Origin of the sequence: Xanthomonas fragariae, from assembly GCF_900183975.1 — a bacterium.
Lineage (GTDB): Bacteria > Pseudomonadota > Gammaproteobacteria > Xanthomonadales > Xanthomonadaceae > Xanthomonas > Xanthomonas fragariae.
The window spans coordinates 3,630,950-3,654,541 of the sequence record NZ_LT853882.1 but is presented as its reverse complement, the minus strand read 5'-3'; the positions used below and the strand labels follow the sequence as shown (position 1 = coordinate 3,654,541).

Here is a 23,592-nt window from a genome sequence, read left to right as displayed (position 1 = left end):
TGGCGTGGTTCACGCTTCGCTCCAAAGCCTGAATAGAGGGCTGAGCGCTTCACGTTCTGTTCTCGATCCAGCGACCAGAGTGCAGCCACGACTCGCCGAGCGGCCGAGAACGATGGAGACCAACGATGACGACGCGCAATTCCCTGCTGAGTATTTCCCTGATCGGTCTGATGGCGACGAGCACCTTCGCGCAGGCCCAGAACCATTCGCATCACCATCGCTATTCGGAAGCAGACGAAGGCCGCAAGTTCTCTGATGGCACGCGCGTTCGCTGCCGCAATGTCGAAGTGCAAAAGAATTCGACCGACCCGAATCGCATCGGCGGCACTCTTGCCGGCGCTGCCATCGGCGGTTTGCTCGGCAACCAGGTCGGTGGCGGCAATGGCAAGAAACTTGCAACCGTCGCCGGTGCAGTCGCTGGTGGCGCGGCAGGCCGCACCATCCAGGGCAACCGCCAGCAAGCCAACGGGAATCGTCAGGTCGAGCGCGTCTGCGAACGTCGCTGAGTTCGTAGGGTTGAATGCGACGAGCCCCGGCCATGCCGGGGCTTTCTACATCTGAGGCTGCAGGAGCCATGCCGCCGATCCACTGCGCACTGCATCGATGAGTTCATTCCGGACGCACTGGGCGCCGCTGTTGGCAAGCACCGCATATCGTGCGTGCGCGCCCGTGCGGCGCGCGCGGCCAGGCCGTTTTACCGCGCTGTTGTGCACAGCCGCGTTGCTCGGCACGCAGGTGTTGCAGGTCGCTGGCGCCGCACCGAGTGAGTCCGCCAATGCAGCGAGTGCGGACTGCGTAGAAGCATTGCTTCGGCGGCTTGGCTGGAAGATCCACAGCGCAGCCGTCAGCGCACCGGCGATCCAGCGTGGCGAGCCATGTACGCGTGGTTCGCTTGCGCAGGCGCAGGCAGCCGGGGATCTGCAACTGATACTGCCGGCCAGCTGGGATACGCAACAGCGTGGCGCATCGCTCAAGGCCTTGCTGGACGATTCCGCCACATATTGCGCGTACGCGTTCGAGGTCGGCGCCGCCACGCGGCGTGCGGCGACGCAGTTGCAGAACAACGCGCACTACCGTTTTTCGGCGCTGCAGCTAGGCTGGATCGGGTTTGGCTGGCGCGGCGCAGCCGCGCAGGGCTGGAGCAGCTTTCGCAGCTTCGGACGCGGCTATCAACCACACCGCAGCAATGCGCAGGCACTGGATGCGTTCTATCGCGGCCAGGTGCGCTCAGAGTGCGGCGTGGGCCGACAGGTGGCCCAGCTCGCCACGCAGCGCGAGTTATATGGCGATGCCGGATTCGATCAGGTGTTTACGCCCGGCGAGTTGTCGATCGGCACGTTTTTGACCTTGCACGACACCGACAGCATTGTGCTCGGTGCGCATGCCGGCGAATTCTTTGCCGACGGCAAAGCGGTCAAGACCGCGCAGTTGGGGCGGCAGGCATTTGTCGGTGCGCCGGGCTTCATCGCGCATGTGTTCAACAAGTCGTTTCTGGATGACATCCACAATCAGGCGGAAAACTTTGTGGTGGTGGATGTCAGCGATGCGGCAGCACAGGCGCTGGCGCAGCACGGTGGTTTTGCGCATTACGATGCGCTCAACCGTCGGATCTGGGAATTGGCCAAGAATCTGCGCAGGTCAGGCAAGCGCCGCTTCGAGCGCCTGCTCTACGAACGCGATGCGCAGTTGCGCGCCACGCTCGACCGGCAGCACCAAGCACGGCTGCAAGAACTGCAGACGCTGCTGGATGACCCGTTTTACCAAGGTTTTTTGGTGTACGTGCATCCCAAGGGTATCAAGCCGATCGGCTATCACGTGGCACGCTTGCTCGACCGTAACCCGCGCACGCCGTATGCCATCGAGCTGACCTTGCACAATCTGCGCACCACCTTGTACTGGCGATGGATCGATTGGCAGCTGAAGCAGTGCAGCGCCAGCACCGCGACGAAACAACCCATCGGAAATTTCCGCGACGCCGGCGTACGCCCGGCGTGGCACCCTGCACTGATCAGATCATGAGGAGCGATTATGGAACTGGGTATGGTGGGGTTGGGCCGCATGGGGGCCAATATGGCCGAGCGGTTAGTCAACGGTGGGCATCGCGTGCATGGCTACGATCCAGGCGCGAGCGCGCGCAGTGGCGCGCAGGTCAAGGGCATTGTCACCGCTGATGCGCTGGCGTCGCTGGTGTCTGCGCTGCCGAGTCCGCGGGTGGTGTGGCTGATGGTGCCGGCCGGCAAGATCGTTGATGACACCTTGGCGCAACTGCTGCGATTGTTGGAAGCGGGCGACATCGTCATCGATGGCGGCAATTCGTATTACAAGGATTCGCAACGCCGCGCCACGCTGTTGCAGGCCAGCGGTATCTCCTTCGTCGATTGCGGAACCAGCGGTGGCATCTGGGGCATGCAGGAAGGCTACAGCTTGATGGTAGGCGGCGACGAGGCGGCGGTGACCACGTTGCATCCGATCCTGGCCACCTTGGCGCCCGCGCCGGATAAGGGCTGGGGTCGGGTTGGCCCGAGCGGTGCCGGCCACTTCACCAAGATGGTCCACAACGGTATCGAGTACGGAATGATGCAGGCTTACGCCGAAGGCTTCGCATTGATGCAGCACAAGACCGATTTTGCGCTGGATCTGCAACAGGTCGCCGAGATCTGGCGCGATGGCAGCGTGGTGCGCTCCTGGCTGCTGGACCTCACTGCCGACGCGCTTGCGCACAACCCGACCATGGCTGGCATTGCGCCGTTCGTGGCCGATTCAGGCGAAGGCCGCTGGACGGTAGCCGAGGCCATCGATCTGGAAGTCCCTGCACCGATCATCACGCTGTCGCTGATGGAACGGCTGCGTTCGCGCGACAAGGATTCGTTCACCGACAAACTGCTGGCTGCAATGCGCAACCAGTTCGGTGGGCATGCAGTGATGACCACGACATCGGTACCACCGACGATCGGCAGCAAGGACGCATAAGCGATCCAGCGCGACGGCAGTGCGCGCCTGCTTAGCGGCGCGCACTGTGGTGGTGGCATCAAGAGTGGTGAACGCAAGGTCGCTATCGAAATCGACAGTGGCCGTGTGCCGCGTGCAAGAACCGCGGCGCATGAGCGGCGGCAGTCCTGCATGCAGAGGCGATCGCCGGTCACGCGCGCATGGCAGCGCGATTATTATCCCTACGCGCTACGCCTCGCGTGCACCAGCGAGCCACTGCATCTGGCCCGACGCCGCACTGCGTTGCGCCAGCTCCAACAATTGCATCAGTTGCACGGCGTCTGCGCCACTGACCGGTGCCGCGCTGGTGCCCGCCAATGCATCGCGAAAAGCCGCATAGCACTGCCGATAGTCGCCCGGCTGGTTGTCGGGTTGGTGGGCGTGCACGCGACCTTCATCGTCCACGCGGGTCAGCGTGCCCGGCAACGGGTCGACACCCCAGCCGACCGTGCCTGGGCGACGTCCGGCGCGCAGTTGGTCTTCCTGGGTGTCCAGCCCGTGCTTGAGATAGCTGCCGCGTGTGCCGTGCACGGCAAAGCGCAGACTGCTATCGGCGACCAGCGACCCCGCATGCAGGATCACGCGCAGCCGCGGGTAGTGCAGGGTGACGTGGAAATAATCGTCGCTGCGAGCCTGGCTGCGCTGACGCTGCAAATCCGCGCCGATCGCCTGCGGCGCGCCGAATAATTGCAGTGCCTGATCGAGCAGGTGCGGACCCAGGTCGTACCAGAGCCCGGCGCCGGGGAGATCGCTTTCGCGCCAGCGATCGCGTACTTGCGGGCGATACCGGTCGAAGTGCGAATGGAATTCCACCACCTCGCCCAATTGGCCTTCGTCGATCAAGCGGCGTACGGTGAGAAAATCCGCGTCCCAGCGGCGGTTCTGGAACACGCTGACAATGCGCCCGGCGGCCTCCGCTGCATCCACCATCGCGCGTGCCTGTGCGGCATCCAATGCGAAGGGTTTATCCACCAACACATGCTTGCCGGCAGCCAGCGCCCGCAGTGCCAACGGTGCGTGGGTCTGGTTGGGCGTGGCCAGTACCACCGCATCGAGCGCCGGGTCGGCCAATGCGCTGTCGAGGTCGGCAAGGACAGTCAGATCGGGGAAGTCGGCCTGCGCCTGTTGTGGCTTGGACGACACCACGCAGTGCAACTGCAAACCAGGGGTGCTCGCGATCAGCGGTGCATGGAAGGTACGGCCGACATAGCCATAGCCGACGACGACCAGATTAAACGGTTTAGGCATCTAAAACGGGTCATCGCAACGACGGAGGAGGCTTGCATGGTATTGCACCCACCTGTGTGCGCAGGGTTCACAATTTCTGAATGCAACGGTCACGTCTGCTCGACGAGCGCCACCGCAAACTTCATCCACATTCAACAGGAGGTACTTATCGATGAAGAACGTGACACATGCAAGCAAGTTGCTGGCTCTGGCTTTGGCGCTCGGTCTGACGCTAGGCGCGTCGCAAGCATTTGCCGTGCCGCAGGAAAGCAGCGCTCACAAGGATCACGCTGCCAGCATCAACAAGTCCAAGAAGCCTGTTACCGACACCTGGATCACCACCAAAGTCAAGGCTGATCTGCTGGCCACCGACAACGTGTCGGGTACCGACGTGAAGGTCGAAACCAAGAACGGCATCGTAACGCTGACCGGTGCGGTTGCTACCCAGGCCGAGCACGACAAGGCCGTGGCTGTGGCCAAGGGCATCGAAGGCGTCAAGAGCGTCAAGTCGATTGGCTTGAAGGTCACCGCTGCGAAGGAATAAGCGCAGCCGCTGCGGATGCCGGGCCCGCCGAGGCGAGGCGGCGGGCGCGACCACCAAGGCGCACTCTACGGAGTGCGCCTTTTTTCTTTCTGAAAAACCAGCGCAATACGCCGATAGCGGGCGGCGTGCGCTCGCCGGTTTCATGGTGATTGCACTGGCAATATGCCTATTCAGCTATGTTGCGGGGTGTCGTGATTAGTCTGAATCATTAATTTAGCCATGGGCCTGATCGGAGATAATGTCGGCTTGTCCCTGGGACCTCGCAGCGAGCGGATACAGACCTGGCAATGCAAACGACGGTCCAAGCAGACAAGTGGGATCGCTGGCGCCTGCCTTTATTGGCAGTTGCCGTGTTCCTGATTGTGGTGGTGCCGTTGTTGCTGCTGCAGCAGGTGGCGCGCAACGCCAATCGGGCCGCGGTGTTGGTGTCGCATAGCCAGGAAGTACAGGAAACCGCCCAGCGCCTGGAAGCGGCGATGCGCGATACTGAATCGGCCGCGCTGATGCGCTCGCACGGGGTGGAGCGCCCGTCACTGTTGGAACGCATGCGACGCGGGCGACGCGAGTCGCTGGCCGCGGTGCAGCGATTGATCGAACTGACCAAAGACAACCCTGCGCAGCAAGTGCGCTTGGGGCGTATCCAGAGCACCATCGAACGCCGTCTGTTGCTGGCCGATCGCATCGCCGTTACCACGGCGCCGGAACAGACTCGCGCGCTGATCAACGACATGACTTTGAACAACCCGATCTGTTTGTTGATCGATGAGTTGCAGGGCGCTGAAAGTCACTTGCTGGATCTGCGCAATGCGCGCGTAGAAACCGATCGCATGCATTACGGGGTGCTGAGCTGGGCGACGCTGGCGGTGCAGTTGCTGTTGCTGGGCACTGTGGTCTGGTTGCTGCAGCGGCAGATCCGTCGCCGGCTGGCGGCCGAACAGGAATATCTGCGTGCCAATGGGCGCGCCAGCTCGGTGCTGCAGACCGTGCGCGAGCCGATCGTGTTGCTCAATGCCGCTCAGCGCATCGTGCTGCACAACCCTGCGTTCGCCGAACTGTATGGTCTGGAAGAGCGCGGCAATGAATTGATGGCACTTGAGGATGTGGGCGAGGGCGTGTGGCGCGACCCGCAGATCCATCAGCGGCTGGTCGATGTGTTGCTGCGCGACCGTGAGCTATGGGACTACGAACACGAGCAGCGCAGCGCCGATGGCGCGCTGCGCACCATGTTGATCAACGCGCGGCGCATGCCGTTGCCCGATACCAGCGACGAGGACGTGGTGTTGATGACGGTGAGCGACATCAGCCTGCAGAAGGCTTCGCAGCTGCGCATCCAGGAGCTCAACCGGCAGATGGAGGGCAAGATGGAGCAGGTGTCGGAGGTCAACCGCGAGCTGGAAGCTTTCAGCTATTCGGTCTCGCACGATCTGCGCGCACCGCTGCGCCATGTGGCCGGATTCTCCGACAAGCTGGCGCGCCATCTGGGCGATGCGGCCGACGAGAAATCGCGCCATTACATGGAAGTGATCAGCAGCTCGGCGCGGCGCATGGCGTCGCTGATCGACGATTTGCTGGTGTATTCGCGCTTGGGGCGCAGTGCGCTGCGCCTGCAGGCGGTAGACATGCAATCGTTGGTCGCCGAAACGCGCGCGATTCTGGATTCCAACGTGCAGAGCGAGAACACCGGTCACCGCGTGGACTGGCGTATCGCGCCGCTGCCGGTGTTGGTGGCCGACGAAAACATGATGCGCCAGTTGTGGATGAATCTGCTCGGCAATGCAGTCAAATACAGCGCCAAGCGTAAGGTGGCCAGAATCGAAGTCGGTTACGCGCCGATGCCCGACGGCGGCCATCAATTCAGCGTGCGCGATAACGGCGCCGGCTTCGATATGGAATACAGCGCAAAATTGTTCGGCGTGTTCCAACGTTTGCACAAGGCCAGCGAATACGCTGGCACCGGTATCGGGCTGGCCAGCGTGCGGCGCGTGCTGACACGTCACGGTGGCCGGGTCTGGGCCGAAAGCGTCGTCGACGAAGGTGCCACATTTTATTTCGTGCTTCCCCCTGCGCTTGAAGCGCCCAACCAAGAGTTCAGTGCATGACCGCCATCCGTACCATTCTTCTGGCAGAAGACAGCCCGGCCGATGCGGAAATGGCCGTCGATGCCTTGCGCGAAGCTCGCCTGGCCAATCCCATCGTGCATGTCGAAGACGGCGTGGAAACCATGGACTATCTGCTGCGCCGTGGCATGTTCGCCGACCGCGAGGAGGGTCTGCCGGCGGTGTTGCTGCTGGACATCAAGATGCCGCGCCTGGATGGGTTGGAAGTGCTCAAGCAGGTGCGTAGCGATGAGACGCTCAAGCGCTTGCCGGTGGTGATCCTGTCGTCCTCGCGCGAAGAGAGCGACCTGGCCCGCAGCTGGGACCTGGGCGTGAATGCCTACGTGGTCAAGCCGGTGGATGTCGATCAGTTCTTCAATGCCGTCAAGACGCTCGGCACGTTCTGGGCGGTCATCAATCAGGCACCGGAGCTAGACTGAGCCATGTCGCATGAGGGGGACAAACCGGAGCAGCTGAAGATTCTTCTGGTGGAAGATTCACCGGAAGACGCCGAGCTGTTATCCGATCAGTTGCTCGATGCCGGCATCGATGCGGCATTCGAGCGTGTAGACAGCGAGCCGTCGCTGCGCAGCGCGCTGGATGCGTTTCAGCCTGACATCGTGCTGTCGGATCTGAGCATGCCAGGGTTTTCCGGCCATCAGGCGCTGCGTGTGGTGCGTCAGAACGGCGCCACGCCCTTCATCTTCGTCTCCGGCACCATGGGTGAGGAGACCGCGGTCAAGGCGCTGCAGGACGGCGCCAACGACTACATCATCAAGCACAACCCGACGCGGCTGCCGAGCGCGGTGATCCGCGCGATTCGCGAAGCGCGTGCCGACCTGGAACGTCAGCGCGTCGAGAGCGAGCTGATGCGCGCACAGCGGCTGGAAAGCCTGGCGATGCTGGCGGCCGGTTTGAGTCATGACTTGCGCAACATCCTGCAGCCGTTGTTGATCGTGCCCGATCTGCTGGCCGGGCGCACCGACGACCCGCAACTGCGTCAGCTTGCCAACGTGGTGGCCGAGTGCGGCCGGCGCGGGCATGAGATGGCCGAGTCGATGCTGTCGTTCGTGCGCGGTTCCAACAAGCCGCGCGAGCAGGTGTCGATCGCGAATTTGTTCCAGGCGGTGCAGATGCTGCTCAAGAGCAGCCTGCCCTACGGCGTGCGCTTGCAGGTGGACACGATCGCCTCGGATCTGACCATCGAGGCCAATTACACCGAACTGCAGCAGTGCCTACTCAACCTGGGCTTGAATGCGATCCAGGCGATGCCGGGCGGCGGCACCTTGATCCTGTCGGCCGATCGCCACGCCGGCACGCGCGTGCGCATGAGCGTGGCCGACACCGGCGTGGGCATGAGCGATGACACGCGCGCACGTCTATTCAGCCCCTTCTTCACCACCAAAGCCGACGGCACCGGCCTGGGGTTGATTTCGTGCAAGCGCATCGTGGAAAGCTACGGCGGCAGCATTGCGGTCGATAGCCGCCTGGGCGAGGGCACGCGCTTCGACGTGATCGTGCCGATGCATGCGACGTCGGTTGCGGTTGCCGAGACCGAACTGCCGCTTGCCCTGGGCCATGGGCAGCGCATTCTGCTGGTGGATGGCGAAGCCACGCGCTTGTCGCTGCTGGGCAATGCGCTATCGAGCCAGGGCTATAAGCCGCAGCTGGCCACCGACGGCGCCGCGGCGCTGCATCTGGTGCAGCAGCACGCCATGCCGCATCTGGTGATCATCGATAGCGACATCATCCTGCTATCGGCGGTCAGCGTGCTGTTGAGCATGCAGGAACTGGGCTACCAGGGCCCGGCGATCGTGCTGGAAGACGTCGGCGCACCGCTGCAACGTGTGCACTTTCCGCCGGATATCCCGGTGCATGTGCTGCGCAAACCGCTGGAAATGTGCCGCGTGTTCCGCGCGGTCTCGCACGCGCTCGAAGTGGCCTGAGATAGGATTTCGCGCGCTGCCGCCGTGCATGTTCAAGTACCGCACGATTGCAACAGTTGACGCTGACGCCGGCCGCATGAGCGAATAACGCATGATTACCGTGCTTCTCGGCCTCGGCAGCAATGTCCGACCGACCCACTACCTGCGCTCGGCCGTCGCTGCCTTGCGCGCGCGCTTTGGCCCGCTTGACGTCTCCCCTGCGTATTGCATGCCGGCGGTGGGATTCGACGGGCCGGACTTCGTCAATAACGCGGTGAGGCTCGACACCGATCTGGATCTGCACGCGCTCGATCATTGGTTACATGCACTGGAAGATGCGCATGGGCGCGATCGCAGCGGCCCGCGTTTCAGCGACCGCACCCTGGATGTGGATGTGGTGTTCTTCGGCGATTGCATCATCGAAGGCCCTGGGCATCTACGCATCCCGCGGCCCGAGCTCAAGCACGCCTTCGTGCTGAAGCCGCTGGCCGATATCGCGCCGGATTTTATCGATCCGCTGAGCGGCCAGACACTTGCCGCGTTGTGGCAGGCGCATCCGCAGTATGGCGGCGCATTTACGGCGGTGGAATTGGACGCGGCTCGTGCGGCGGCGGATGGCGCAGTAGCGTAGTTCCGAAATTCGCCCGGTTCCGCAGTGCGCCCAACGCGTGGCTGACATAGCGCGAGCAGTCGCCCGGTGCGTGCTGGCGCGCGCTCAGCACCGCAGCGGCCGAGTGTGTCATGGTCGAGCTGCAGCCGCCCACAAACAGCGCCGGCCACGGCCGCCCGACGCTGAGCGCAGTCCGTCTGACGACCGCTTAACTGAGCTGGCGCCCGCCATCCACGTGCAAGGTATGGCCGGTGACGAAGCTGGCCTCGTCCAACAACCAACGCACTGCCTCGGCGATCTCTTCGGGCGTGCCGATGCGTGCCAGGGGCGTGCGTGCGAGCAGCGCCTGCTTGGCATCGGGCGGCTTGCCTTCTTCCGGCCACAGGATCGCGCCAGGCGCTACTGCGTTGACGCGCACGCCCGGTGCCAGCTCCAGCGCGAGCGAGCGGGTCAGCATTTCCAGCGCACTCTTGGATGCACCGTACAGTGGATGATTGCGCATCGGTTGCTGCGCATGCAGGTCGGTAAGGTTGACGATGGCGCCGCGCTGCTGGCGCAGCTGCGCGGCGGCGGCCTGGGCGATGAAGAACGGAGCGCGCGCGTTGACCGCGAATAGCTCGTCCCACTGCGCCGGAGTGGCCTTGCCCAGTGCAGTGGGATAGAACGCCGAAGCATTGTTGACCACGCCATCCAGGCGGCCGAATGCAGCGATGCAGTCGGCAACCAGTTGTGCGGGCGCATGCGTCAGGCGCAAGTCGGCGTGGAAGGCCTGCGCGCTACCTGCGCGTTGCATGCACAGCTCGGTGACGCGTGCGCCCAGTGCGTCGCCGGAGCGGTGCGCATGCAAGGCGACGCGATAGCCGGCTGCGTGCAGCGTGGTGGCGATCTGCGCGCCGATGCGGCGGCCTGCACCGGTGATCAACACCACCTTGGACCTGTCTGTCATGGCGTACTCGCTTGGCGTTGCAAAGGGCTCGGCTATCCTGTGCATTGTCCCCGCAACCGGTGCCCGCATGCACGCCGACCTTCCCATTCCCGATCCGGACGCCCTGGCGCACAGCGATCGGCTGGCCGCGCATCTGCGCGCCGAAATTCAGGCCGCCGGCGGTGCGATTGCGTTCTCGCGTTTCATGGAGCTGGCGCTGTATGCGCCGGGCCTGGGCTATTACAGCGCCGGTTCCAGCAAGTTCGGCGAAGCCGGTGACTTCGTTACGTCACCGGAGCTTGGGCCGTTGTTCGCAGCGACCGTCTCCGGTGCGTTGGCACCGGTGTTGCAGCAACTTGGCCCAGGCGCACGCATGCTCGACGTCGGCGGTGGCAGCGGCGCATTTGCCGAAGTGACACTGAAGCGCCTGCTGGAACTGGATGCGCTGCCCGAGCGTTACGCGATTCTAGAGCCCAGCGCCGATTTGCGCGAACGTCAGCGCGAGCGCCTGGGGCGCAGCTTGATCCCGCCGGTATTGGATCTGGTGGAGTGGCTGGATGGCCCGTTCCCGGATGATTGGGATGGTGTGTTGTTCGCCAACGAAGTCATCGATGCGCTGCCCACGCCGCGCTTCGCACTGCGCGACGGTGAGGTGTATGAGGAAACCGTGGTGCTGGATGCGCAGCAGCGATTTGCGCGCGGCGAGCAGCCTGCCGATGCATTGCTCAGCGCAGCGGTGCGTCACCTGGAGCGCTATCTGGAGCGGCCGTTTGCCGATGGCTACCGTTCCGAGTTGCTGCCGCAGCTGCCGTACTGGATTCAGGCAGTCGCTGGCGGTTTGAAGCGCGGTGCGATGTTGTTCATCGATTACGGTTACCCACGCGGCGAGTTCTATCGTGCGCAGCGCCAGGACGGCACCTTGCGTGCGTTCTATCGCCATCGCATGCACGAGGACCTGTATCGCTGGCCCGGCTTGCAGGATCTGACCGCGTCGGTGGATTTCACCGCATTGGCCGAGGCCGGCACCGGTGCAGGTTTCGAGTTGGCCGGTTACTGCACGCAGGCGAGCTTCCTGCTGGAAAATGGATTGGATGGGTTGTTGGCGCAGGCCGAGACGCGCACCGACGAAGTGGGGCGCATGCGCCTGCGCGAACAAACCAAGCGGCTGACCTTACCCAGCGAAATGGGCGAGCGATTCCAGGTGATGGGCTTCTCGCGCGATGTCGATTTCTCGCCTGCCTTCCTAGCCGGCGACCTCACGTGGCGGCTGTGAGGTCGGTGCTGCGGCCGTTTTATCGGCCGCGGTTGTGGGTGGGCTTGTGGATCGCCGCGATGGTGGTGCTGATTGCGGTGTGCATGGGCCCGCCGCCGGAGTTTCCGGAACTGCCATCCAACAGCGACAAGGCAGAACACTTCCTCAGCTTCGCGTTGTTGTGCTGGGGTGCGGTGCAGTTGTTCGCCACGCGCCGCGCGCTGCTTTTTGCTGCGCTCGGGTTGGTGTTGTTGGGCATCGGCATCGAAATTGCGCAGGGTGCGCTGACCACCAATCGCAGTGCCGATCCTTACGATGCGCTCGCCGATACCTTGGGTATCCTGGCCGGGTTATGCCTGGCGCGGACGCCATTACGTTTGGTGATGTTGCGGGTGGATCAGCGCTTGTTTGGTCGACGCTCATTGCTTTGTTCCGGCGCGTGCTGTGGCGGCGGGTGGCACGCCAATGCAGTCCCGACGAATGCGTACCACTTTGGTGTTGCCGCCGGCCGATGCAGCAGGCGAGGCCACCGCCGTGCGCGTGGATGCGCAAGGACGTGTGTTGGCGCGGGGCACAGGCAGCGCGCTGCATGAACCCTCCGCGTGCAGTGTGTTGGTGGTACCGGGCATGGATGTGCATCAGCGCTGGATGAGCTTGCCGTGACGCAGCAGTGCGCAATCGATGGCAGCCGTGCGTCTGCAGCTGGCCGAGCATCTGGCTGCCGATACACAGGCAGTGCATGTGCTGATTGCCGATGCCGATAGTGCCTAGAGCGTGTTATGAACTTTGCCCTTGTCACGCTAACGTATACGGATGAAGCCTCGTAAGCCTTATTCCACCGATATTTCCGACGAAGAATGGGCCTTTGCGGCTCCCTATTTGACGCTGATGGACGTGCAGGCACCGCAGCGCAAGTATGAGCTACGCGCGATGTTCAACGCACTGCGGTGGATCGCGCGCGCCGGCGCACCATGGCGATTGCTTCCCAACGATTTTCCGCCCTGGGAAGCGGTGTATCAGCAAACACAGCGCTGGCTGCAAGCGGGCTGCTTTGAGGCCATGGTCAGTGATCTGCGCTCACTCTTGCGTGTGGCGCAAGGGAAAAAAGGCCAGCCGAGCGCGGTCATTTTCGATGCTCGCACGCTGCAGTCCACCTGCGAAAGCGGGCCGCGTGCTGGATACGATGGCTATAAACGCAAGAAAGGCAGCAAGGTACACATGGCCGTCGATACGCTTGGACATCTGCTCGCTGTCCAGGTGACGCCGGCTAATGAGCAGGAGCGCGCGCAAGTCCGATCGTTGGCACAAGAGGTACAACACGTGACCGGTGAAACGGTCAAGATCGCCTTTGTTGATCAGGGCTACACCGGTCAAGAACCGGCGCAGGCGGCCACGGAAGAAGGCATTGAGTTGCAAGTGATCAAGCTGCAAGAAGCGAAAAAAGGCTTTGTCTTGCTGCCGCGCCGTTGGGTTGTCGAGCGCAGCTTCGGATGGGCCAATCGTTTCAGACGGCTGGCACGCGACTACGAGCGATTGCCGGAAACCTTGGCCGGTTTGCACTTCGTCGTCTTCACGATCCTGATGCTTGGAAATGCAGCCACCCTCTTTCAAAGTTCATAACACGCTCTAGCCGGTTGGCAGCTGCGGCAGGGCACAAGTCAAACGTCGGACGATGGAGTGCGTACCCCGTTGGAATTGGAGCTGCCGCGATGAGCAACCAGCAGCAGCGCATGCATGCCTGGTGGCAGACGCGCGCGCCGCGCGCGCGGATCATGCTGAAGGCCATGCTGGCCGCGGTGGCTGCTGTCGTCGCCTGGTACGCAGTGGTGGTGCCTTCGCGGCATTGGCGCAGCAGCGCACAGGCACGCGACGACATTGCCGCAGAAACATTGCTGGATGCGCGCGGCGTGCAGCGCAACCGTGCAGTGGCAGTGGGCAGAGGTTGCGCTCGCAGCCATCATGCAGCGTACACGCGAGGCCGGCATCGCCATCACCAACCAAGGCCGTGGTCCCACCGGTGGGCTTGAACTGCAACTCGATGCAGTCGCCAGCGTCACCTTGCTCGCCTGATTCGAGCAATTGCGTTAGCGCTACGATCTGGCACCGAGCGGCCTCAACGTTACCCGTCACGACGGCCAATTGCAGGTGCGCTGTGCATTCGCAGGTGTCGCACCGTGAGGGCACTGCGCTGGCTATTGCCCGCAGCGGTGCTGTGTGCGATCGGCGTGATCGCCACGCTGCCGCTGCGCCTGGTGTTACCTGCCGACACGCGTGCGTTCTCTGCGCTTGAAGTAAGGGGCTCGATCTGGAACGGCACCCTGCGTGGGGTGACCTGGAATACGATGGAGGTGGGCGATGTCGGCGTGCGCTTGCGTTTTTGGCCGCTGTTGCGTGAAGAACGGCAGGTGCAGCTGACCTCGGCCACCGCACAGTTGGTGGCACTGCAGGGCGCACGCCACGGCGTGGAGCAGGCCCACGGTCGGCTGCTGCTGCGCAAACCTGGCGGAGTGACGTTGATGGATCTGTCGATCCACCTGCGCGATGTGCGTGCGATTTTCGACACTATGCGCTGCGTGCAGGTCGGCGGCGGGGTGGCAGTGCAGGTGTTGCCTAACCAGGGCGGCGAAGCGGCAGGGCTGCTGCCACTACGGTTGCGTGGCCACTCGCAATGCGTGGACCACGCACTGATGCTGGCGCTCACGCCCGACGGCGGCATGCCCGAAGGCGTGCAACTCAGCGCTGAGCTACGCCTGCAGCGCGATGGCCACTGGCAGTGGCGCACCCAGGTGGAACCGGGTAACGACACGGCCTTGCAGCTCGGCCTGCAACTGCTCGGCTTCACCCGGATGCCAGAACGCTGGCTGGTGCGACTCGATCAGGGCCGGTTGTAGCCCCCGCAGTTGGCAAGAGGGTCGGCAGGGATTCGTGTAAAAAAACAGCCAAAAATGACCTAAGTTACTGCTGCATAAGAACAATTTGGGGTCATCTCAGAAAACGGAAAATAAAGCACGTTAAGCCGGTTGCAGAGGTCGCAGTGGTCCGAACTTGCCCGCGCCGGCCTTGGCGCTGCTGCGCCACAGGCAATCAGTCGTCCCTGAAAAATCCCCTTCAAGCGCCAAATGCCGTCGGTGACAGCGGCACGGCGCTATAGCCAACCACCGGCGACTTATCCACGATGAAACGCTAAGTCCCGCCTTGAGATGGGCAGGCGCGCCTTTTATGGCTCGCCTGCACTGGTGGCGCCTTCCGCCGTGCTGGGGGCGAAGTGGGTGCAGGCCATCGTCCCCAGTCCGAGACACCAGCAATTCGCTCCACCTCACTGCCGCCGGGTGGGTTTCTGACGACTGCGTAGGAATATCCCTACCGCAGGAAAGTAGGACCAGAGTCCATCTTTGGCTAGACTCCTAGTCACGCGAAGGGCGACAGGTGATACGCCCAGGGTTCCGTAGACCCTCAAGACCCTCGTTGCGCGTAGCGCCGTTCAAACTCTACAGGGGACAGGTCGCCAGTTGAACCGTGGCGGCGGTTGGGGTTGTAGAACATCTCGATGTAGTCGAATACCTCGGCGCGAGCGGCGTCCTTGCAACCAGCGTTGGGTTCGCGCCGCCACACCGCAGACAACAAGGCCTGCACGACCAACTCGGTGTCGGCCCGATCGCGCATCGCCCAGCCGACGACCTGCCGGGAAAACAGATCGATCACAACAGCCAGGTACATCCAGCCTTCATGCGTGCGGATGAAGGTGAAATCGCTCGCCCAGGCTGTGTCCGGCTCAGTCACGTCGAACTGTCGGTCAAGCAGGTTGGCCGCCGCCTTGCACTGCATTCCTCCATGGAAGCGCGGTTTGCGACCATAGCCCACCTGGGCACGCAGTCCCTCGGTGCGCATCAGCCGATGCACCCGATGGCGACTGCAACGCTCACCCAGATCGCGCAGATCCCTGGTGATCTTGCGATGCCCATAGACACTGCCGCTGGCCAGCCAGTGGTGCTTGATCAGTCCAAGCAAGCGCTCATCTTCCTTGGCGCGCTCACTGTTGGGCGAGCACAACCAGGCGTAATAGCCCGACCGGTTGACCCGCAATACCCGACACATCGCACACACCCTGAATTCCCCACAGTGGGCTTGCATGAAGGCGTACTTTGCCCTTACCCCTTGGCAAAGTACGCGGCGGCCTTTTTTAGGATGTCGCGCTCCTCGGTCACTCGACGCAACTCTGCCTTCAGCCGCCGAACCTCGGCGCTCTGGTCCACCTCGGCGCGCTGCACCACGCCAGGCTTGCCGAACTTGCGCAGCCAGGCGTAGAGGCTGTGCGTGGTGACACCCAGTCGCTCCGCGACTTCTGCCACCTTGAAACCACGATCGGTCACTTGCCGGACCGCCTCGATCTTGAATTCATCCGTATACCGCTTGCTGCTCATGGACACCTCCGAATTGACCATGTTCCATGGCCTTGAGATGTCTAGGAAACCCTGGGCGTATCAGGTTCTTCTCGTCGGCTGGGCCGTTTTGGGCTACTACCGTCGTGAACTCGCCGCCACAAAGGACGAACTCCAGCGCTATGAAAACGCGGTGCCTGTCGTGCAGGCGTTTTACGCTTCCGACGCCATCGTGTGCGCCGACCGAATTTGCGTCAACGTTGACCCAACTGGCCTGCGGCAAGGAGATGAACGTCAATACCGGCAGGCAAAACCACGCGAGCAACGATAGAACTCATCGATCAGAGGGATTTCCTCCTCGCCGTAGACCTGCTGGTTCTGACGCCAGACCATCTCGATCTTCGGCGCCAGCTCGGCATCGCGATGCGCCCTGGCACTGAGCAATGACCGATCACGACGGCGTGCGGCATGTCGGCGATAGGCCGGCGGGGCAATCTGCAGCATCTCGCAGATCGGCTCGACACCGAACCTGCTCCGGTGCGCTTCCACCATCGCATACATCACTTCACCCGGCGGTCGAGCTCCGCCTGGGCGAAAAACGCGCTGGCCACCTTGAGGATCTCGTTGGCCCGGCGCAGTTCCTTGACCTCCCGTTCCAGATCCTTGATTCGCTGTGCCTCAGCCGTGCTCACGCCGGGCCGCGCTCCCGCGTCCACTTCCGACTGCTTGACCCACTCCAACAGCGTTTGTGGCACGCAGCCGATTTTGGGGGCGATCGACTCGATCGACGCCCACAACGAGGGGTACTCGCCCCGGTGCTCCTGCACCATCCGTACCGCTCGCTCTCGCACCTCTGGTGAGAACTTCTTCGACTTGTTCATGGCTCAATCCTCTCAGATGATTGAGCCTCCGCAAATCCCGGGGCGATTCAGCTATCTATGCAGCCTTGCTCCGATGAATACTGACATCACTGAATCGAAGGCAGGCCCCCGACGACCTTGACCGTCTCCATGCTGACGCGGATCACGCGCTTGAGCAGGCTCAAGATGTAGGCAGGTTCGTTACTTTCTCGGCACCACTCGTTCGGATCGTCCTTGATGCCACTTTCCTTGTCGAGGGTCGGCAGGGATTCGTGTAGAAAACCTTTTTTGACAGCGAGTTAGCTCACTTTTGGCTGTTTTTTACATGAATCGCTGCCAATCCTCGGCAAGGCCAGCACGCGACCACTGGCTGTCGCCGTACGGACCAGCCACTCGCCCCGCAGGGTCCGTGGGGCGCCGCAATCAGACAACAGCGCCTGGTCTCCATCAGCCGCTGAATTGGTCTGATCCGTCAACAAGCGCCAGCTTGCGCTGAACGCTAACGCCCCAGGCAGTGCGACCTGGCAAACGTCCTCAACGGCGGGCCGCGCCCCGGCGCGCCTGCTCACCTCGGCTAGTACCACTCGGTGCCGCGCGGCATCGCATATCCAGCCCTAAAGCCGTTCATCGCAAGCCACTGCAGCACAGGGCTGGTGTCCAGTTGTCGATTGGTACTATATTGGACCTATCGAATTCAGGCGGGCGAGAGCAACGGATGGACAAGGCCAAGGCAGATGCCGACACGCGATTGGACGAGCTGCACCTGGACGCGTCCGCGCCAACCCCGCTGTATCTGCAACTGGCCGGCAAGCTGACCGACGCCATCCGCAGCGGTCAGTGGAAGGCCGGCGAAGCGCTGCCGGCCGAGCGCCAGCTGTGCGAGCGGCTGCAGATCTCGCGGGTGACCCTGCGTCAGGCCGTGGATATGCTGGTCGAACAAGGCCTGGTGTCGCGCCGGCAGGGCGCTGGCACCTTCGTCACCACACAGATCCAGCACCAGCTCAGCGGCCTGACCAGTTTCAGCGAGACTTTGCGCATCAAGGGCTACGAGCCGGGCACGTGCTGGCTGGAGCGCCGCCTGCGCCCGGCGCATGGCGAAGAAATCCTGCGGCTCGGTCTCTCGCCGGATGCGGCGGTGGCCTCGCTCACGCGCTTGCGCAGCGCCGATGACCGCGTCATGGCATACGAACACGCCGTGCTGCCGCAACGTATCGTCGCCGACCCGCAGCAGATCGGCGATTCGCTCTACAGCTATCTGGACGCGCAGGGCACGCCGGTGGTGCGCGCGCTGCAGTATTTCCGCGCGATCAATCTGCCGGCCCGGCTGGCCGAACACCTGCGCATGAAGACCGGCGAGGCGATCCTGCATGTGGTGCGCGTTGGCTACGCGCGCGATGGCAGCGCGATCGAATTGACCGACACCTATTGCCATAACGATTTCTACGATTTCGTCGCCGAACTGCGCCGCTGATCCAACGCGGCGTCCCCCACCGACAACTCAAGAGCCAGCCATCCATGACTACTCCCAGGCCCGCAAATCTCGTTGTCTCGATCGCCATCGTCGGCGTGCTGTTCTTCATCATCGGCTTTTTCACCTGGATCAACGGGCCGTTGATCACTTTCGTGCGGCTGGCGTTCGACCTCAGCGAGGTCAATGCGTTCCTGGTGTTGATGGTGTTCTACCTGTCGTATTTTTTTCTGGCACTGCCCTCGTCGTGGATCCTCAAGCGCACTGGCATGAAAAAAGGCCTGGCGCTGAGCCTGGTGATGATGGCAGCGGGCGCAGCGGGGTTCGGCCAGTTTGCCACCCAGCGTTGGTACCCGGGCGCGTTGGGTGGCTTGTTCGTGATCGGTAGCGGCCTGGCGCTGCTGCAGACTGCGATCAATCCCTACATCAGCATCCTTGGCCCGATCGAAAGTGCAGCGCGACGCATCGCGCTGATGGGCATCTGCAACAAGATCGCCGGCATCCTGGCGCCGATTCTGATCGGCTCGCTGGTGCTGCACGGTATCGGCGATCTGTCCGCGCAGGTGGCCAGTGCCGATGCCGCGACCAAGCTGCAGTTGCTCAATGCGTTTGCCGCCCAAATCCACGCGCCGTATCTGGTGATGTCCGGCGTGCTGCTGTTGCTGGCGATTGGCGTGCTGTTCTCGCCACTGCCGGAACTGAAAGCCTCCGAGGCCAACGCCACGCCCGGTAGCGCTACCGGCGTGCAGAAATCCAGCATCTTCCAGTTTCCACATCTGTGGTTGGGCGTGTTGTGCCTGTTCGTCTATGTGGGCGTGGAAGTGATGGCTGGCGATGCGATTGGCACCTATGGCCACGGCTTCGATCTGCCGTTGGACAGCACCAAGATCTTCACCTCCTACACGCTGGGTGCGATGCTGCTCGGCTACATCGCCGGCTTGGTGTTGATTCCGCGTGTCATCTCGCAGGCACGTTATCTAAGCGTGTCGGCCGTGCTCGGTGTGCTGTTCTCGCTGGGGGCGTTGTTCACCCACGGCTATGTGTCGGTGGGCTTGGTGGCCGCGCTCGGATTTGCCAACGCAATGATGTGGCCGGCGATCTTTCCGCTGGCCATTCGCGGGCTCGGCCGCTTTACCGAAATCGGCTCTGCATTGTTGGTCATGGGCATTGCTGGCGGCGCGATCATTCCGCAGGCGTTCGCCATTCTCAAACAGCATTACGACTTCCAGATCGTGTTCGCTGCGCTGATGGTGCCGTGCTATCTGTACATCCTGTTCTATTCGCTGCGCGGTCACCGCCTGGGCCTGCCGGCCCAAGCCAAGTGAGCGACGCCGCATGACGCGTTCCGACGAACAAGGTGCACCCATGCGCAGGCCCACCATCAAAGACGTCGCCGAGCGTGCAAAGGTCTCGCTGAAGACCGTGTCGCGCGTGATCAACAACGAGCCATCGGTGATGCAGGCCACGCGCGCGCGCGTGCTGCGTGTGATCGCCGATCTCGACTACGAGCCCGATCCGTCCGCGCGCAATCTGCGCAGCGGCACGCCGTTCGTGATCGGTCTGGTGTACGACAACCCCAATCCGTATCACATCATCGGCATACAGAACGGCGTGCTGGCCGCATGCCGCGAAACCGGCTTTGGCCTGCAGATTCATCCCTGCGATTCCACCTCGCCATTGCTGGCCGAAGAGCTCGCCGAGTGGATGCAGCGCTCGCGTCTGGCCGGCGTGGTGCTGACCGCGCCGATGTCCGAGCGTCCGCAGTTATTGGCGGGCCTGGCCGCGCGCGGCATCAAAAGCGTGCGCATCATCGCGGCCACCGACGATCCCGGCGATGGCCCGTGCGTGTATATCGACGACCGCGACGCGGCGTACGAGATTACCGAGCATCTGATCCAGCTTGGCCACCAACGCATCGGCTTTTTGTGGGGCGGCCCGCAGCATCGCTCCAGCGGCGAGCGCTACGCCGGCTACGAAGCTGCGCTGAAGGATTACGGCATCGCCCTGAACAAGCATCTGGTGATTCCAGGCGATTACACCTTCGACGATGGGTTCCGTGGCGCGCGCCGCTTGTTGTCGTTGCGCGAACCGCCCACCGCCATCTTCGGCAGTAACGATGAAATCGCCGCAGGCGTATTGGCCGCGGCCAAATCCACCGGCATGAACGTGCCGTATCAGTTGTCGATTGCCGGTTTCGAAGACAGCCCGTTTTCGCGGCAGTCGTGGCCGGCATTGACCACCGCCAAGCAGGCCACCGAAGACATCGCACGGCATGCCGCGCGTTTGCTGATCAGCCAGCTGCGCAGCGATGCCTACGACGATCAGCCCGCGCAATTGCAGAACCGCGGTTTCGTGCCGCAGTTGGTGGTGCGCGGTTCCACTGCACCAGCGCAACCGCCAACCGTCCAATCCCTTTCCCCCGAATCCACCTGAGCCCGATGAGCCTTCCCACCGAAACCGAGACCTTGATGTTCCGCGAGGCGGCGCAGACCGCAGACGTGGTCGCTGCCCAGTTCGCGCGCAACGCAGACACCATCGCTGCGCTTGCGCAGTCGCTGCGCGATACGCCGCCCCCGTTCGTGGTGACCTGCGCGCGCGGCAGTTCCGATCATGCAGCGACGTATGCCAAGTATCTGTTCGAAACCCAGCTCGGCATCGTCACCGCGTCGGCATCGCCGTCGGTGGGCTCGGTCTACGCATCGCCGCTGCAGCTGCGTGGTGCGCTGTACATTGTGATTTCGCAATCGGGCAAGAGCCCGGACCTGTTGCGCAATGCCGAAGCCGCGAAAGCTGCCGGCGCGCGCGTGGTCGCACTGGTCAACGTGGAAGATTCGCCGCTGGCGCAACTGGCCGAGGTGGTGATCCCGCTAGGCGCAGGCCCGGAAAAAAGCGTCGCCGCCACCAAGAGCTATCTCGCCTCGCTGGCTGCTGTATTGCACTTGGGCGCCGTGTGGAAGAACGACCCGGCCTTGCTCGCTGCGGTCGATGCGTTGCCGCAGCAGTTGCGCAACGCCTGGCAGGCCGATTGGTCCGCTCTCACCGCAGGACTGGTGCCGGCGCACAATCTGTTCGTGCTCGGTCGCGGTCTGGGCCTGGGCGCTGCGCAGGAAGCAGCATTGAAATTCAAGGAAACCTGCGGCCTGCATGCCGAAGCCTACAGCTCGGCCGAGGTCAAACACGGCCCGATGGCGCTGGTGGGGCCGGGCTTCCCGGTGCTGGTGTTTGCGCAGCCCGACGAAACCGGCGCCGGCACACGCTCACTCGCTGCCGAATTCCGCGCCCGTGGCGCGCAGGTATGGCTGGCCGCCCCCGATGGCGATTTGCCGCTTGCCGATGCCGCACATCCGGCTATCGCACCGCTGCTGACCGTGCAAAGCTTCTATCGCGCGATCAATGCATTGGCGCTGCAGCGTGGAAATAATCCCGATTTGCCCCCGCATTTGAACAAGGTCACGGAAACGGTTTGAACATGGATGCTTCCCCGATTCAAGCGTTGTGCAATGCACGCGTGCTCACCGACGATGGAGTGCAGGATGGTTTGGTCGTGCTGCTGGCTGGAAGGCAGATCCAGGCGATCGTGCCAGCCGAGGATGCACGCGTTGCGCAGGCGCACGCACGCCTGGATCTGGGCGGCGCCACCTTGTTGCCGGGCTTTATCGACATCCAGGTCAATGGCGGTGGCGGCGTGTTGTTCAATAACGCACGCCACCCACAGGCATTGGCCACGATCGCTGCCGCGCATCGCCGCTTCGGCACCACCGGCCTGTTGCCCACACTGATCAGCGACACCGCCGAGGTGATGGCCGAAGCCATCGACGCCACGCGCCAGGCCATCGCACAAGGCGTGCCCGGCGTGCTCGGCATCCATCTGGAAGGCCCGTATCTGAGCCCCGCCCGCAAGGGCACGCACGACGCGCGCAAGTTCCGTTTGCCGGACGCGCACGAGATTGCGGTCGATACCTCGCTGGACAATGGCGTCACCTTGATCACCCTTGCGCCGGAGCGCGTGCCGCTAGACGATATTCGCGCCTTCGTTGCTGGCGGCGCGATTGTGTTTGCCGGCCACACTGCCGCCACGTATGAGCAGGCGCACGATGGTATTGCTGCCGGCGTCAGCGGCTTTACCCATCTTTACAACGCAATGTCGCAACTGGCCGGGCGTGAGCCCAATGCTGTGGGCGCTGCGCTGGAAGATCCCAATGTGTGGTGCGGGATCATTGTCGATGGCGTGCACGCGCATCCGGCCAGCCTGCGTGTGGCGTTGGCAGCCAAGCCGCGCGGCAAGCTGTTGCTGGTGACCGACGCCATGCCGATGGTCGGCGCAGACAGCCCCAGCTTCGATCTTTACGGAGAGACGATCACTGCCGTTGACGGAGTAGTGCGCAATGCCGACGGCGCACTTGCCGGTTCCGCATTGGACATGGCCACCGCCGTACGCAATAGCGTGCAGTGTCTGGGTGTTGATCTGGCCGAAGCCGCGCGCATGGCGTCCACGTATCCTGCGCAATGCATCGGCCTGGGAGAGCGCCTCGGTCGCATTGCACCCAGCTATCAAGCCGATCTGGTGCTGGTGGATGCCGATATCCGAGTGCTGGCTACCTGGGTGGCTGGCCAGCGCGAGTAAGGGCATCTGTCAGACCGGCTACGCTTCCGCCACGCCGGAGTGGTTGCTGCGTACCGGCGCATGCTCTATCCGGCCGCTGCGGTTGCTGCGCGCGGTCTGTATCTCATGGCCATTGCTCGCTACGTTTAGCGCGCGCGATAGCGTTGCTGCCACGCTGCCTTACGCAAAACGGATCTGCAAAATAGAAATCGCTCTGCAAGCAAGCAGCAATGAGCCGATGATCGGCGAACTCCTTTGATTGGCGAACTCCTTACCGTTGTCGGCGGTGAGGGTGTGCACTGCCTGGCGTAGGCCGCCCAGCGCGTAGGCCGCCCAGCCGCTGGACGATGGCGTTGCGCACGTTCTCAGGCGGTGCCGTCAGGCGAGTAGGCCAGCAGATGCAGGCGACTGCGAGGTTCGGTCATGCTGACCACCACGGCCTTTCCATGACTGCCGAGCGTGCTGGTTGCGTTGCATTGCGTTGCAGTTCGCGGCTGATCGTGTGCTGGGCGCGCGCTCCAATGCACTGGCGATGGCACGCATCGACATGCCGGTTTCGTACAACGCATGCAGACGGTATCTTTCTGAAAGGTCCAGGCGGCTGGATGACATGAGCAACTCCACTTGGCGGTGAAGTCGCTCAGGTCAGGTTGCCTGGACCACGTCACAACCGTTGGTGGTGCGATCCAGTGTTGAAGCCGCCACCGCTGTTAAC

Annotated in this window: 19 protein-coding genes, 6 pseudogenes and 1 other annotated feature; of the genes and pseudogenes, 19 read left to right on the top strand and 6 right to left on the bottom strand. The window is 63.0% G+C overall.

The genetic code is table 11. The features are described from left to right. Positions 1-125: 125 nt before the first annotated feature. The 3 genes and pseudogenes from PD885_RS16985 (at position 126) to gnd (ending at position 2,970) form a co-directional block, all read left to right on the top strand. Positions 126-506 carry a glycine zipper 2TM domain-containing protein gene (locus tag PD885_RS16985; RefSeq protein ID WP_002804751.1) on the top strand — a complete coding sequence of 127 codons (381 nt, stop codon included), beginning with the start codon at positions 126-128 and terminating at the stop codon, positions 504-506. Between the two features lie 97 nt (positions 507-603). Beyond that, a pseudogene (locus PD885_RS16980) lies at positions 604-2,008 on the top strand (hypothetical protein). 20 nt (positions 2,009-2,028) lie between these two features. After that, a complete protein-coding gene (gnd, locus tag PD885_RS16975; RefSeq protein WP_002804756.1) occupies positions 2,029-2,970 on the top strand; it encodes a phosphogluconate dehydrogenase (NAD(+)-dependent, decarboxylating) in 942 nt (313 codons plus the stop codon). A gap of 207 nt (positions 2,971-3,177) precedes the next feature. Here the strand turns inward: gnd and PD885_RS16970 are convergent, their stop codons facing one another. Continuing rightward, positions 3,178-4,236: an oxidoreductase gene (locus tag PD885_RS16970; protein WP_002804758.1), complete on the bottom strand. Its 1,059-nt coding sequence runs from the start codon at positions 4,234-4,236 to the stop codon at positions 3,178-3,180. A gap of 151 nt (positions 4,237-4,387) precedes the next feature. On the opposite strand from PD885_RS16970, the gene PD885_RS16965 reads away from it, so the two are divergent. The 5 genes from PD885_RS16965 (at position 4,388) to folK (ending at position 9,411) form a co-directional block, all read left to right on the top strand. Next, positions 4,388-4,759 (top strand): BON domain-containing protein, encoded by a 372-nt coding sequence (locus PD885_RS16965; protein WP_002804764.1) that lies wholly within the window; start codon positions 4,388-4,390, stop codon positions 4,757-4,759. Positions 4,760-5,046: 287 nt separating this feature from the next. Beyond that, positions 5,047-6,858, top strand: coding sequence for a sensor histidine kinase (locus PD885_RS16960; protein WP_002804766.1), 1,812 nt, complete (start codon positions 5,047-5,049; stop codon positions 6,856-6,858). Continuing rightward, positions 6,855-7,295, top strand: coding sequence for a response regulator (locus PD885_RS16955; RefSeq protein WP_002804768.1), 441 nt, complete (start codon positions 6,855-6,857; stop codon positions 7,293-7,295). The genes PD885_RS16960 and PD885_RS16955 overlap by 4 nt, the downstream gene beginning before the upstream one ends. 3 nt (positions 7,296-7,298) lie before the next feature. Beyond that, a complete protein-coding gene (locus PD885_RS16950) occupies positions 7,299-8,801 on the top strand; it encodes an ATP-binding response regulator (protein ID WP_002804770.1) in 1,503 nt (500 codons plus the stop codon). A 91-nt stretch (positions 8,802-8,892) separates the two neighbouring features. Next, positions 8,893-9,411 carry a 2-amino-4-hydroxy-6-hydroxymethyldihydropteridine diphosphokinase gene (gene folK, locus PD885_RS16945; RefSeq protein ID WP_002804772.1) on the top strand — a complete coding sequence of 173 codons (519 nt, stop codon included), beginning with the start codon at positions 8,893-8,895 and terminating at the stop codon, positions 9,409-9,411. 187 nt (positions 9,412-9,598) lie between these two features. Here the strand turns inward: folK and PD885_RS16940 are convergent, their stop codons facing one another. Beyond that, complete coding sequence (locus tag PD885_RS16940) at positions 9,599-10,336, bottom strand: pteridine reductase (protein WP_002804785.1); 738 nt, start codon at positions 10,334-10,336, stop codon at positions 9,599-9,601. Between PD885_RS16940 and PD885_RS16935 the strand changes: the two genes are divergently transcribed. From PD885_RS16935 to gspN, 5 genes and pseudogenes are all read left to right on the top strand, one after another. Then, positions 10,335-11,588, top strand: a complete 1,254-nt coding sequence (locus PD885_RS16935) for a class I SAM-dependent methyltransferase (RefSeq protein WP_172402156.1) — start codon at positions 10,335-10,337, stop codon at positions 11,586-11,588. The two genes, PD885_RS16940 and PD885_RS16935, sit on opposite strands and share 2 nt — an antisense overlap. After that, positions 11,576-11,986 (top strand): annotated as a pseudogene (locus PD885_RS16930) (VanZ family protein); the annotation flags it as partial. The gene PD885_RS16935 and the pseudogene PD885_RS16930, both read left to right, overlap by 13 nt. A 61-nt stretch (positions 11,987-12,047) precedes the next feature. After that, positions 12,048-12,230, top strand: coding sequence for a hypothetical protein (locus tag PD885_RS21600; protein WP_088062049.1), 183 nt, complete (start codon positions 12,048-12,050; stop codon positions 12,228-12,230). Between the two features lie 150 nt (positions 12,231-12,380). Next, positions 12,381-13,187, top strand: a complete 807-nt coding sequence (locus tag PD885_RS16925; protein ID WP_002802516.1) for an IS5 family transposase — start codon at positions 12,381-12,383, stop codon at positions 13,185-13,187. Positions 13,188-13,741: 554 nt separating this feature from the next. After that, positions 13,742-14,458 (top strand): type II secretion system protein N, encoded by a 717-nt coding sequence (gspN, locus tag PD885_RS16915; RefSeq protein ID WP_002804791.1) that lies wholly within the window; start codon positions 13,742-13,744, stop codon positions 14,456-14,458. A 562-nt stretch (positions 14,459-15,020) separates the two neighbouring features. Here gspN and PD885_RS16910 read toward each other — a convergent pair. Further along, a pseudogene (locus PD885_RS16910) lies at positions 15,021-15,988 on the bottom strand (IS3 family transposase). Between PD885_RS16910 and PD885_RS16905 the strand changes: the two are divergent. Next, positions 15,987-16,277: a hypothetical protein gene (locus tag PD885_RS16905; protein ID WP_231895641.1), complete on the top strand. Its 291-nt coding sequence runs from the start codon at positions 15,987-15,989 to the stop codon at positions 16,275-16,277. The pseudogene PD885_RS16910 and the gene PD885_RS16905 sit on opposite strands and share 2 nt — an antisense overlap. 17 nt (positions 16,278-16,294) lie before the next feature. On the opposite strand, the pseudogene PD885_RS16900 reads toward PD885_RS16905, so the two are convergent. Beyond that, positions 16,295-16,827, bottom strand: a pseudogene (locus PD885_RS16900) (transposase); the annotation flags it as partial. Continuing rightward, positions 16,433-16,549, bottom strand: a sequence feature (AL1L pseudoknot). Its footprint overlaps the pseudogene before it by 117 nt. Before the next feature lie 727 nt (positions 16,828-17,554). Between PD885_RS16900 and PD885_RS16895 the strand changes: the two are divergent. The 5 genes from PD885_RS16895 to nagA are packed head-to-tail and all read left to right on the top strand — an operon-like array spanning position 17,555 to position 22,898. Further along, positions 17,555-18,277: a GntR family transcriptional regulator gene (locus PD885_RS16895; protein ID WP_162138781.1), complete on the top strand. Its 723-nt coding sequence runs from the start codon at positions 17,555-17,557 to the stop codon at positions 18,275-18,277. A 44-nt stretch (positions 18,278-18,321) separates the two neighbouring features. Continuing rightward, positions 18,322-19,599, top strand: a complete 1,278-nt coding sequence (locus PD885_RS16890) for a sugar MFS transporter (RefSeq protein ID WP_002804796.1) — start codon at positions 18,322-18,324, stop codon at positions 19,597-19,599. Between the two features lie 40 nt (positions 19,600-19,639). After that, complete coding sequence (locus tag PD885_RS16885; protein WP_002804797.1) at positions 19,640-20,707, top strand: LacI family DNA-binding transcriptional regulator; 1,068 nt, start codon at positions 19,640-19,642, stop codon at positions 20,705-20,707. Positions 20,708-20,712: 5 nt separating this feature from the next. Next, on the top strand, positions 20,713-21,741 hold the full coding sequence (locus PD885_RS16880) for an SIS domain-containing protein (RefSeq protein WP_002804798.1): 1,029 nt from the start codon (positions 20,713-20,715) through the stop codon (positions 21,739-21,741). A 2-nt stretch (positions 21,742-21,743) separates the two neighbouring features. Then, a complete protein-coding gene (gene nagA, locus PD885_RS16875) occupies positions 21,744-22,898 on the top strand; it encodes an N-acetylglucosamine-6-phosphate deacetylase (RefSeq protein ID WP_002804799.1) in 1,155 nt (384 codons plus the stop codon). Between the two features lie 106 nt (positions 22,899-23,004). On the opposite strand, the pseudogene PD885_RS16870 reads toward nagA, so the two are convergent. Both PD885_RS16870 and PD885_RS22825 read right to left on the bottom strand, forming a co-directional pair. Next, positions 23,005-23,398 (bottom strand): annotated as a pseudogene (locus tag PD885_RS16870) (IS30 family transposase); the annotation flags it as partial. 28 nt (positions 23,399-23,426) lie between these two features. Next, positions 23,427-23,489, bottom strand: a pseudogene (locus PD885_RS22825) (hypothetical protein); the annotation flags it as partial. Between the last annotated feature and the right edge of the window lie 103 nt (positions 23,490-23,592).

Excerpts from the sequence above, each read along its gene's own strand:
- PD885_RS16940 (WP_002804785.1), bottom strand. The coding sequence starts at position 10,336 with ATGACAGACAGGTCCAAGGTGGTGTTGATCACCGGTGCAGGCCGCCGC.
- PD885_RS16880 (WP_002804798.1), top strand. The coding sequence starts at position 20,713 with ATGAGCCTTCCCACCGAAACCGAGACCTTGATGTTCCGCGAGGCGGCG.
- PD885_RS16965 (WP_002804764.1), top strand. The coding sequence starts at position 4,388 with ATGAAGAACGTGACACATGCAAGCAAGTTGCTGGCTCTGGCTTTGGCG.
- PD885_RS16935 (WP_172402156.1), top strand. The coding sequence starts at position 10,335 with ATGGCGTACTCGCTTGGCGTTGCAAAGGGCTCGGCTATCCTGTGCATT.
- folK (WP_002804772.1), top strand. The coding sequence starts at position 8,893 with ATGATTACCGTGCTTCTCGGCCTCGGCAGCAATGTCCGACCGACCCAC.
- nagA (WP_002804799.1), top strand. The coding sequence starts at position 21,744 with ATGGATGCTTCCCCGATTCAAGCGTTGTGCAATGCACGCGTGCTCACC.
- PD885_RS16960 (WP_002804766.1), top strand. The coding sequence starts at position 5,047 with ATGCAAACGACGGTCCAAGCAGACAAGTGGGATCGCTGGCGCCTGCCT.
- PD885_RS16925 (WP_002802516.1), top strand. The coding sequence starts at position 12,381 with ATGAAGCCTCGTAAGCCTTATTCCACCGATATTTCCGACGAAGAATGG.
- PD885_RS16890 (WP_002804796.1), top strand. The coding sequence starts at position 18,322 with ATGACTACTCCCAGGCCCGCAAATCTCGTTGTCTCGATCGCCATCGTC.
- PD885_RS16955 (WP_002804768.1), top strand. The coding sequence starts at position 6,855 with ATGACCGCCATCCGTACCATTCTTCTGGCAGAAGACAGCCCGGCCGAT.
- PD885_RS16950 (WP_002804770.1), top strand. The coding sequence starts at position 7,299 with ATGTCGCATGAGGGGGACAAACCGGAGCAGCTGAAGATTCTTCTGGTG.
- PD885_RS16905 (WP_231895641.1), top strand. The coding sequence starts at position 15,987 with ATGGACACCTCCGAATTGACCATGTTCCATGGCCTTGAGATGTCTAGG.
- gnd (WP_002804756.1), top strand. The coding sequence starts at position 2,029 with ATGGAACTGGGTATGGTGGGGTTGGGCCGCATGGGGGCCAATATGGCC.
- PD885_RS21600 (WP_088062049.1), top strand. The coding sequence starts at position 12,048 with ATGCGTACCACTTTGGTGTTGCCGCCGGCCGATGCAGCAGGCGAGGCC.
- PD885_RS16970 (WP_002804758.1), bottom strand. The coding sequence starts at position 4,236 with ATGCCTAAACCGTTTAATCTGGTCGTCGTCGGCTATGGCTATGTCGGC.
- PD885_RS16885 (WP_002804797.1), top strand. The coding sequence starts at position 19,640 with ATGCGCAGGCCCACCATCAAAGACGTCGCCGAGCGTGCAAAGGTCTCG.
- PD885_RS16985 (WP_002804751.1), top strand. The coding sequence starts at position 126 with ATGACGACGCGCAATTCCCTGCTGAGTATTTCCCTGATCGGTCTGATG.